We start from the raw sequence: 8860 nt of genomic DNA, 5'->3' as shown, positions 1-8860 counted from the left end.
GGGCCCAGGCCCTGGGCGGCCGACGGGACGGTTTTTCGAGTGTTAGGGGCCGTATCCCGGGAGGGATCCGGCCCCTACCGCGTGCCCGGGGGAGCGTGGTTCCGTGCACCGATCCGGCGCCCGGACCGGGACCCGGCGAAGGCTCCTAGGCGACCACCTGGCTCCTGGCCGGGGCCCAGCAGCGGATGATGTCGCGGACGGAGACCACGCCGATCGGCCCGTCCCCGTCCGTCACGATCAGATGGCGGAACCCGCCGTGACTCATGGCCGCGGCCGCCTCCTCCAGGGTCCAGGAAGGCGCGGCGAAGACGACGTCGGTGGTGGTGTGGGTTCCGGCGGTCTCCAGGTCGGGGTCCTGCCCCAGACCGACCGAGTTCAGGATGTCCCGTTCTGTGAGGATGCCGAAGCTCGAGTCGGAGTCGAGGACCACTGCCGCGCCTACGCGGCGTGCGGCCATCAGCCTGGCCGCCTGGCGGAGTGTGTGTGCGGGTCCGATGGTGAGAACCACCGTGCTCATGGCGTCACGGACGAGCATGAAGGGAGCCACCTCCTTGGTGATCGGCCACTAGAGAACCGATTCACAAGTTCACAAGTGTGGGGACTCTCAGAGTCGCAGCCCTCCGGGACGGCAGCAAGAGGGCGTGCGCGGCCTCTCCGGCCCGCGCCTGAGCCTCCGGCGGACCGGCGTACGCCCCTGCATGAGCGGCGTACGCCGGTCTGCCGGCGCTGATGTCGCCGCCGTTGTGGACCAGTACCGTCGTGTCCCTCAGTACTGCTGGTTGAGGTAACCCAGCAGCTCCTCGTGGAGCAGCCCGTTCGACGCCGCGGCGTTTCCGCTGTGCGGTCCCTGTCGTCCGTCGAGGCCCGTGAAGAGGCCGCCCGCCTCCTGGACGACGATCGCCGGCGCGGCCATGTCCCACAGGGACAGCTCCGGCTCCGCGCAGATGTCGACCGAGCCCTCGGCGACCATCATGTACGGCCAGAAGTCGCCGTAGCCCCGGGTGCGCCAGACCGCGCGCGTCAGGTCCATGAACCCGTCGAGACGGCCCTGGGCCTCCCAGCCGGTCAGTGACGAGTACGCGAAGGAGGCATCCTCTATGCGCTCGACCTTCGAGACGTGCAGGCGTGTCGCGGACGTCAGGCTGCGGCCTGTGTACGCGCCCCCGCCCTTCGCCGCCCACCAGCGCCTGCCGAGCGCCGGCGCCGACACCACGCCCACGACCGGCTGGTAGCCGCCCTCTCCCGCCTCCATCAGCGAGATCAGCGTCGCCCAGACCGGCACGCCGCGCACATAGTTCTTCGTGCCGTCGATCGGGTCGACGACCCAGCGCCGCGGCCCGGTGCCCTCGATGCCGAACTCCTCACCGAGGATCGCGTCGCGTGGCCGCGCCCGTTGCAGATGCCCGCGGATGAGTTCCTCCGCCGCCTTGTCGGCCTCGCTCACCGGCGTCATGTCCGGTTTCGTCTCGACCTTGAGGTCGAGAGCCTTGAACCGGTCCATGGTGGTGGCGTCGGCGGCGTCCGCGAGGACGTGGGCAAGCCGCAGATCATCGTGGTAGTCGGGCATGGTCGCCACTCTATCCGTGCAGGCCCGGTCGTTCCCGGGCCGGCCGCGGCGGCGGCCTCCTGCCGTCTGTATTGACAGGGGAACGCGGCCCGTCAACTCTGAGACCGGAGTTGCTCGGCCGGGGAGGCGACCATGCCTGCAGCGCGGGAGTCACTGCTGAACGCCGCTCTTGCGGCGCTGCGCGACCTGCCCTGGGCGGGGATACGGATGGTCGACGTCGCCTCCGCCGCGGGCGTCTCCCGCCAGACCCTCTACAACGAGTTCGGCAGCAAGGACGGCCTCGCCCGCGCCCTCGCGCGGCGCGAGGCCGACGCCTATCTGCGCGGGGTGGAGCGGCTGATGGCGCAGAGTGCCCCGGTTGCCGACCGGCTCGTGGCCGTCGCCGAATGGACCGTCGGGGAGGCGCGGGCGAGACCCGTGCTGCGCGCGCTGCTCACCGGCTGCTGGGGCGAACGGCTGCCGGTGCCGCGCCCGGTCCGCGGGGCCGTGCTCTCGCGGGTGCCCGCCCAGCGTCGCGCGGACGCGCGACTGCCCGGTCCGGCGGAGCTGGTCGCGGCCGTGCGGGACCGTTCGCTCGCCGCGCCGGGACACGCCGGCCGGTCCTGGGACGGCGACGGCGAACCGGGCGACCTGTCCCGGCGCTGCGAACTCACGATGCGGCTCGCGCTGTCCTTCGTCGTCGCGCCTGCCGGCGCGAGTGTCGCCCCGCTCGTGCGGGCCGCGGTGGGCGACGGACTCATTGCGACGAGCCCGAGAGCTGGAGACCGATGACCCCGACGATCACCAGCGTGATGGAGACGATCTTGAGGGTGGAGACCAGGTCGTCGAGGAAGACCATGCCGTAGATGGCCGTGCCGGCGGCGCCGATCCCCGTCCACACCGCGTAGGCCGGGCCCACGTCGAGCTTCTTCAGCGACAGGGTCAGCAGACCGAAGCTGCCCAGCGCGAACGCGGCGAAGGCGACCGTCGGCCACAGCCTCGTGAAGCCGTGCGACAGCTTGAGACACACGGCGAAGCCCGTTTCGAGGAGCCCCGCAACCACCACCAGCAGCCACGCCATGAGTACTGGGCCTCCCGCGTAGTCGACGACTGCCTGGTCCGGGACCGACCGGGCTGCGGACCGATCGGTCATGACCGGCCGGTCCGACCTGGTGCGATTATGCACTTACCAGGCGTCGGGGACGGCAAACACGGATGACTCAGTCGCCTTCGCGTCGCTCACGGGTGGCGAGCAGCCGCCGCAGCGAATAGAGCCGAGCCGGATCGGCGTGGCCCTCCGCCACCCAGTCGTCCAGCGCGCAGTCCGGCTCGTCGTGCGAGCAGGCGCGCGGGCAGCCCTCGGTGCCCGGCACCAGGTCGGGGAAGGCGTTGATGACCCGGGACGGGTCGACATGGTGCAGCCCGAAGGAGCGCACCCCGGGGGTGTCGACCACCCAGCCGCCCTTCTCGTCCGCGAGCGGGAGGGCGAGGGCGGAGGTCGTGGTGTGCCGGCCACGGCCCGTCACTGCGTTGACCAGGCCGGTGCTCCGCCGCATCTCGTCCGGGACGAGGGCGTTGACCAGGGTCGTCTTGCCGACGCCGGAGTGCCCGACGAACGCGGTCGTCCGTCCCACCAGGTGCTCGCGCACCCGCTCCGCGGCACGCCCGTCGACGAACTCGTCCCGAGTGGTGACCACGTGCGGGACGCCCAGCGCGCCGTACATCTCCAGGAGTTCGTCGGGCGACGCGAGGTCCGACTTCGTCAGCACCAGCAGCGGTTCGAGCCCGCCGTCGTACGCCGCGACCAGACAGCGGTCGATCAGGCGGGGGCGCGGCTCGGGGTCGGCGAGGGCGGTGACGATGGCGAGCTGGTCGGCGTTCGCGACGACGACCCGCTCGAACGGATCGTCGTCGTCGGCGGTACGGCGCAGCACCGAGGAGCGCTTCTCGATGCGGACGATCCTCGCGAGGGTGTCCTTGTCGCCCGATAGGTCGCCGACGATCCCGACCCGGTCACCGACGACGGCCGCCTTGCGGCCCAGTTCCCGGGCCTTCATCGCCGTGATGATCCGTTCACCGACGAGGCAGGTCAGCCTGCCGCGGTCGACGGTGAGGACCATGCCCTCCATGGCGTCCTCGTGCTTGGGGCGGATGTTGGTGCGCGGCCGGTTGCCCTTGCGGTTGGGCCGGGACCGGATGTCGTCCTCGTCGGTGTGCTTGCCGTAGCGCCGCATGGTGTCAGGCCTCGAGCATTTCGGCCCACATCTGCGGGAAGTCGGGCAGGGTCTTGGCGGTCGTCGCCACGTTCTCGATCTGCACGCCGTCGACGGCGAGACCGATCACCGAGCCCGCCGTCGCCATCCGGTGGTCGTCATAGGTGCGGAAGACACCGCCGTGGAGGGGACGCGGGCGGATGTGGAGGCCGTCCTCCGTCTCGGTCACGTCACCGCCGAGCTCATTGATCTCCTTGGTGAGTGCCGCCAGGCGGTCCGTCTCGTGCAGACGCAGATGGGCGACACCGCGAAGTGTCGAGGGGGAGTCGGCGAGCGCCGCGACCGCCGCGATGCCGGGGGTCAGCTCGCCGACCTCGCCGAGGTCGACGTCGATGCCGTGGATACGGCCGCTGCCGGTGAAGACCAGGGCCGTTCCGTTCGGCGTCGTCGTCAGCTCGCAGGAACCGCCCATCTCGGTGAAGATCTCGCGCAGCGCGTCACCGGGCTGGGTGGTGCGCTCGGGCCAGTCGGGGATCGTCACCCGGCCGCCGGTCACCAGTGCCGCCGCCAGGAACGGCTGGGCGTTCGACAGATCCGGTTCGATCGTCAGGTCGCGACCGAGCAGTGCGCTGTGCGACACCCGCCAGACGTCCGGCTCGCCGCCGGTCTCCGGCTCGTCGACCTGGGCGCCCACGGCGCGCAGCATGTCCACGGTCATCCGAATGTGGGGCATGGACGGGAGCCGGCCGCCGACGTGCCGCACTTCCACGCCCTGGTTGAAGCGCGGGGCGGACAGCAGCAGCGCGGAGACGAACTGGGACGACGAGGAGGCGTCGATCCGGACCGGCCCGCCTTCCAGGGCGCCGCCGCCGTGCACGGTCATGGGGAGCGAGCCGCGGCCGTCGTCGTCGATCCGGGCGCCGAGCGTCCGCAGCGCGTCGATGACGCCGTTCAGCGGGCGCTCGTAGGAACGAGGGTCGCCGTCGAAGCGGATCGGACCGTCGGCCAGCGCGGCCACCGGCGGCAGGAAACGCATCACGGTGCCCGCGTTGCCGACGTCGACGGTGGCGGGTCCGTTCAGGCCGGAGGGGATCACGCGCCATGCCTCGCCGGCACCGCCTGCGGCCTCGTCGGCCGAGCCGCCCGCGGTGCTCGAAGAGACCGTCTCCTCGATGCCCACGCCCATCGCCTGAAGGGCCGCGGACATCAGCAGGGTGTCGCGCGAGCGCAGCGGCCGGCGCAGCCAGCCGGGCTCGGCGGCCAGCGCCGCCAGGACGAGGGCGCGATTGGTGACGGATTTCGAACCGGGCACGGTGACCGTCGCTTCGACGGCTCCGGTCGCAAGGGGGGCGGGCCAGAGGGCGGGCTGCACGGCGCTTTCGGTCATGGCCCTCACTTTAGTGGCTCCGCGCCGACCCAGATCTTGATCAAATATGTGGAAACCAGGGCGTAACGGAGAGGTGGTAGGCGGGGTGACGGCCGCTGTCTCACAGGCCGAGCAGCCAGCGGCCCCCGCCGATCAGCGAGCAGACCGACACCGCGTGGAAGAAGAACAACCAGATCGCCGGTGGCACATGGGTGAGTCTCGCGAGCTGGTCGGCGTCCGAGTCCGGCGCACCTCCGTACCGCCGCTTGGACTGGAGCTCGAAGACCGGCCGCACCCCGCCGAGCAGCATGAACCAGACGGCCGTGTACGCGAAGACGGACTGTACGGCCGGCCCCGTCAGCCACGAGACCAGCAGGAACGCCGCCCCGGTGACCGTGACCGTCAGCACCCCGTACGCGTTGCGCACCATGACGAGCAGCGCCAGTAGCAGCGCGGTCGCCAGCCACAGCAGCAGCGTGATGTGGTGCGCGGCGAGCAGCCAGGCGCCGCCCAGGCCGAGCAGCGGGGCCGCCGTGTAGCCCGCGGCGGCCGTGAGGATCATTCCGATGCCGGTCGGCCTGCCGCGGCTGACGGTCAGACCGCTGGTGTCGGAGTGCAGCCGGATGCTCTGCAGCCGGCGTCCCGTGGCCAGGGCCACGAGACCGTGGCCGCCTTCGTGGGCGATCGTGACGGCGTTGCGTGTCAGACGCCACAGGAAGTTCGGCATGACCGCGGCGAGCGACACCAGCCCGGTGACGGCGACGAGCCACGGCTCCGGAGCGGTCTGGGTGCCGAAGAGGCGGTCCCACAGGTCGGTGAGTGACGCGCTCGCGGCGCCGGCGTATGTGGTGACCATTTCGCGGGCGGCTCCCTCGGACGGCGTACGGAAGTGGCAGTGTGGCACTTATGTGCGGACGGTATGCAGCGAGTCGTAGGCCGGAGGACCTCGTAGGGATCTTCGAGGTCGAGAAGTGGGAGCCGAAGGAGACTCTGGAACCCGACTGGAACGTGGCGCCCACCAAAGAGGTCTACGCGATTCTCGAACGCCCTCTCAAGGACGCAGGCGACCGTGCTCCGGTTCGCCAGCTGCGCACGCTGAAGTGGGGGCTGGTGCCCTCGTGGGCCAAGACGCCGGAAGGCGCGGCGCGGATGATCAACGCGCGGGCGGAGACGGTGCACGACAAGCCGTCGTTCCGCAGGCCCTTCCTCACCCGGCGCTGCATCCTGCCCGCCGACGGCTATTACGAGTGGGTGACCGGCTCCGGCGAACGCCAGCTGGAGGTCGAGGGGAAGAAGAAGCGGCCGCGGAAGCAGCCGTACTTCGTCACGCCCGCCGACGGGTCGGTGTTCGCGATGGCGGGGCTCTACGAGTTCTGGCGCGACCGCACCCTGCCGGACGACCATCCGCAGGCGTGGTGGGTGACCTGCTCCGTGATCACGACGGAGGCGGAGACCGGGCCGCTGGGGGTAGCCCCGGCGGAGGGGCCCCATTCGCTGGCGGACATCCACCCCCGGATGCCGCTGATGCTGACGCCGGAACGCTGGGACGCGTGGCTGGACCCGGCCCGGACCGACCCGGAGGAGCTGCGGTCGCTGCTGGAGCCGCCGCCCGGCGGGCGGATGCGGGCCTATCCCGTGACGACGGCCGTGAGCAACGTGCGGAACAACGGGCCGGAGCTGCTGGAGGAGCTGCCCGCGCCGGAAGAAGCGACGTTGTTCTGACCCAGCCGTCCTCCTGACCGTCACGGAGGGCCGCGGCAGCCGCCGTCAGGGAACGACGGCCGCCCGCCGACAGGGCCGCGCCCGGGAACGGCGCGGCCGGCGGCCCCGCGCCAGAATGGCCGGATGGAGCGGAAAGAGATCATCGAGGTCGCCGGCGGGGACGCCCGGATCACCTGGTTCGGCGGGAAGCGCGCGCACCTCGTGCTGGCGCTCGGGCACGGTGCCGGCGGCGGGATCGAAGCGCGCGATCTGCAGGCGATCGCGCGCGTCCTGCCCGCGCACGGCGTCACCGTCGCCCTCGTGGAGCAGCCCTGGCGGGTCGCGGGCAAGAAGGTCGCTCCGGCGCCGCGGACCCTGGACGCCGCCTGGCGTGAGCTCTGGCCGGCGCTCACGAAGAAGGGGCTGCCGGTCGTCGCCGGCGGACGCAGCGCCGGCGCGCGCGTGGCGTGCAGGACCGCCGCGGACCTGGGTGCGGCGGCCGTCCTCGCGCTGAGTTTCCCGCTGCACCCGCCGGGGCGGCCGGAGAAGTCCCGCGCGGACGAGCTGCTCGGCGCGGGCGTGCCGACGCTCGTGGTGCAGGGCGGCAGTGACCCCTTCGGCAGGCCCGGCGAGTTCCCCGAGGGGTCCTACGAGCTGGTGGAAGTGGCACACGGGGACCACGGGTTCGCCGTGCCCAAGCGTGCCGGGATCACCGAGGACGAGACCCTTCTCACCATTACGGACGCCGTGATCGGGTGGACCGGGTCCTTGCGGGAATGAGACACCGGCCGTGGCTGTTGAGGCGAACGTCAGAACAGAGCATGGAGTAGGGAGTCCGCCGCATGGGTACGACCTTCTGCCCGACAGCAGAGCGCGCCAACGGGTTGGAGTGGACGGTGCTGTCGCAGGGCAAGAGCGGGCCGGTTCCTGCGGCGGGTGACGTGAATCGGCAGGGCCCGGCGGACCAAGGTCGACTATTCTCCGATTCGAGCGGGTCGGCATTCGGCCCCGCCACAGCGTTGGAGGAGGTGGGTCCGGTCACTGGGACCGACGCAGGGACCGACGACGGTCAGGCGCAGACGTCCGAGGAGACGACGCTCGAGCGCAATGCCCGCTTCGAGCGGGATGCTCTCGGCTACCTGGACCAGATGTATTCGGCTGCGCTGCGCATGACGCGCAATCCCGCCGATGCCGAGGATCTTGTGCAGGAGACGTACGCGAAGGCGTACGGGTCCTTCCACCAGTTCCGCGAGGGCACGAACCTCAAGGCGTGGATGTACCGGATCCTCACGAACACCTTCATCAACTCCTACCGCAAGAAGCAGCGTGAGCCCCAGCGCAGCGCGGCGGAGGAGATCGAGGACTGGCAGCTCGCGCGCGCCGAGTCGCACATGTCGACCGGGCTGCGCTCCGCGGAGTCGCAGGCGCTCGACCACCTGCCGGACTCGGACGTCAAGGAAGCCCTTCAGGCGATCCCCGAGGAGTTCCGGATCGCGGTCTATCTCGCGGACGTCGAGGGCTTTGCGTACAAGGAGATCGCGGACATCATGGGAACACCCATCGGTACGGTGATGTCCCGCCTGCACCGCGGCCGCCGCCAACTGCGCGGCATGCTCGAGGACTACGCCCGTGAGCGCGGGCTCGTCCCGGCCGGTGCGGGGGAGTCGAACGACGCGAAAGGCTCGGGCTCATGAGCTGCGGAGAGCCGCACGAGACGGACTGCTCGGAGGTCCTGGACCATCTCTACGAGTTCCTCGACCACGAGATGCCCGACAGTGACTGCACCAAGTTCGAGGTCCACTTCGAGGAGTGCTCCCCGTGCCTGGAGAAGTACGGCCTGGAGCAAGCGGTGAAGAAGCTGGTCAAGCGGTGCTGCGGGCAGGACGACGTGCCCAGCGACCTGCGGGCCAAGGTCATGGGGCGCATCGACCTGATCCGCTCGGGGCAGGCCGTCCCAGACAAGGACGTGGCGACCGCCCAGGACTGAGGGCCGCCGCACACACCGGCCGTGCGCACAGGGTGCGCCGCGAACAT

General features: G+C 71.0%; 11 protein-coding genes. 5 read left to right on the top strand and 6 right to left on the bottom strand.

The genetic code is table 11. The features are described from left to right. Positions 1 to 145 precede the first annotated feature (145 nt). Both ACWGH4_RS25075 and hisN read right to left on the bottom strand, forming a co-directional pair. A complete protein-coding gene (locus tag ACWGH4_RS25075; RefSeq protein WP_441264102.1) occupies positions 146 to 535 on the bottom strand; it encodes a CBS domain-containing protein in 390 nt (129 codons plus the stop codon). A gap of 231 nt (positions 536 to 766) precedes the next feature. After that, positions 767 to 1567 (bottom strand): histidinol-phosphatase, encoded by an 801-nt coding sequence (gene hisN / locus ACWGH4_RS25070; RefSeq protein WP_453464818.1) that lies wholly within the window; start codon positions 1565 to 1567, stop codon positions 767 to 769. Positions 1568 to 1699: 132 nt separating this feature from the next. On the opposite strand from hisN, the gene ACWGH4_RS25065 reads away from it, so the two are divergent. Continuing rightward, a complete protein-coding gene (locus tag ACWGH4_RS25065) occupies positions 1700 to 2338 on the top strand; it encodes a TetR/AcrR family transcriptional regulator (RefSeq protein WP_453464815.1) in 639 nt (212 codons plus the stop codon). Here ACWGH4_RS25065 and ACWGH4_RS25060 read toward each other — a convergent pair. The 4 genes from ACWGH4_RS25060 to ACWGH4_RS25045 all read right to left on the bottom strand — a co-directional run bounded on the left by ACWGH4_RS25060 (position 2304) and on the right by ACWGH4_RS25045 (position 5981). After that, positions 2304 to 2627, bottom strand: coding sequence for an SMR family transporter (locus ACWGH4_RS25060; RefSeq protein WP_441264236.1), 324 nt, complete (start codon positions 2625 to 2627; stop codon positions 2304 to 2306). The two genes, ACWGH4_RS25065 and ACWGH4_RS25060, sit on opposite strands and share 35 nt — an antisense overlap. 139 nt (positions 2628 to 2766) lie before the next feature. Further along, the gene (rsgA, locus tag ACWGH4_RS25055; protein ID WP_441264104.1) at positions 2767 to 3780 is read right to left on the bottom strand and encodes a ribosome small subunit-dependent GTPase A; all 1014 of its coding nucleotides are present in this window, start codon (positions 3778 to 3780) and stop codon (positions 2767 to 2769) included. Between the two features lie 4 nt (positions 3781 to 3784). Continuing rightward, the gene (aroA, locus tag ACWGH4_RS25050) at positions 3785 to 5146 is read right to left on the bottom strand and encodes a 3-phosphoshikimate 1-carboxyvinyltransferase (RefSeq protein ID WP_441264105.1); all 1362 of its coding nucleotides are present in this window, start codon (positions 5144 to 5146) and stop codon (positions 3785 to 3787) included. Between the two features lie 100 nt (positions 5147 to 5246). After that, positions 5247 to 5981: a M50 family metallopeptidase gene (locus ACWGH4_RS25045; protein ID WP_441264106.1), complete on the bottom strand. Its 735-nt coding sequence runs from the start codon at positions 5979 to 5981 to the stop codon at positions 5247 to 5249. Between the two features lie 50 nt (positions 5982 to 6031). On the opposite strand from ACWGH4_RS25045, the gene ACWGH4_RS25040 reads away from it, so the two are divergent. The 4 genes from ACWGH4_RS25040 to rsrA all read left to right on the top strand — a co-directional run bounded on the left by ACWGH4_RS25040 (position 6032) and on the right by rsrA (position 8813). Next, a complete protein-coding gene (locus ACWGH4_RS25040) occupies positions 6032 to 6847 on the top strand; it encodes an SOS response-associated peptidase (RefSeq protein WP_453464810.1) in 816 nt (271 codons plus the stop codon). A gap of 123 nt (positions 6848 to 6970) precedes the next feature. Then, positions 6971 to 7606 carry an alpha/beta family hydrolase gene (locus ACWGH4_RS25035; RefSeq protein ID WP_441264108.1) on the top strand — a complete coding sequence of 212 codons (636 nt, stop codon included), beginning with the start codon at positions 6971 to 6973 and terminating at the stop codon, positions 7604 to 7606. A gap of 248 nt (positions 7607 to 7854) precedes the next feature. Further along, positions 7855 to 8520 carry a sigma-70 family RNA polymerase sigma factor gene (locus ACWGH4_RS25030; protein WP_037773788.1) on the top strand — a complete coding sequence of 222 codons (666 nt, stop codon included), beginning with the start codon at positions 7855 to 7857 and terminating at the stop codon, positions 8518 to 8520. Further along, a complete protein-coding gene (gene rsrA / locus ACWGH4_RS25025; RefSeq protein WP_005312173.1) occupies positions 8517 to 8813 on the top strand; it encodes a mycothiol system anti-sigma-R factor in 297 nt (98 codons plus the stop codon). Before ACWGH4_RS25030 ends, rsrA begins: the two co-directional genes overlap by 4 nt. Positions 8814 to 8860 lie beyond the last annotated feature (47 nt).

The organism is Streptomyces sp. NPDC054847 (assembly GCF_053610925.1).
Note: the sequence above shows the minus strand (reverse complement) of the source record. Positions and strands in the feature narration are given on the sequence as shown.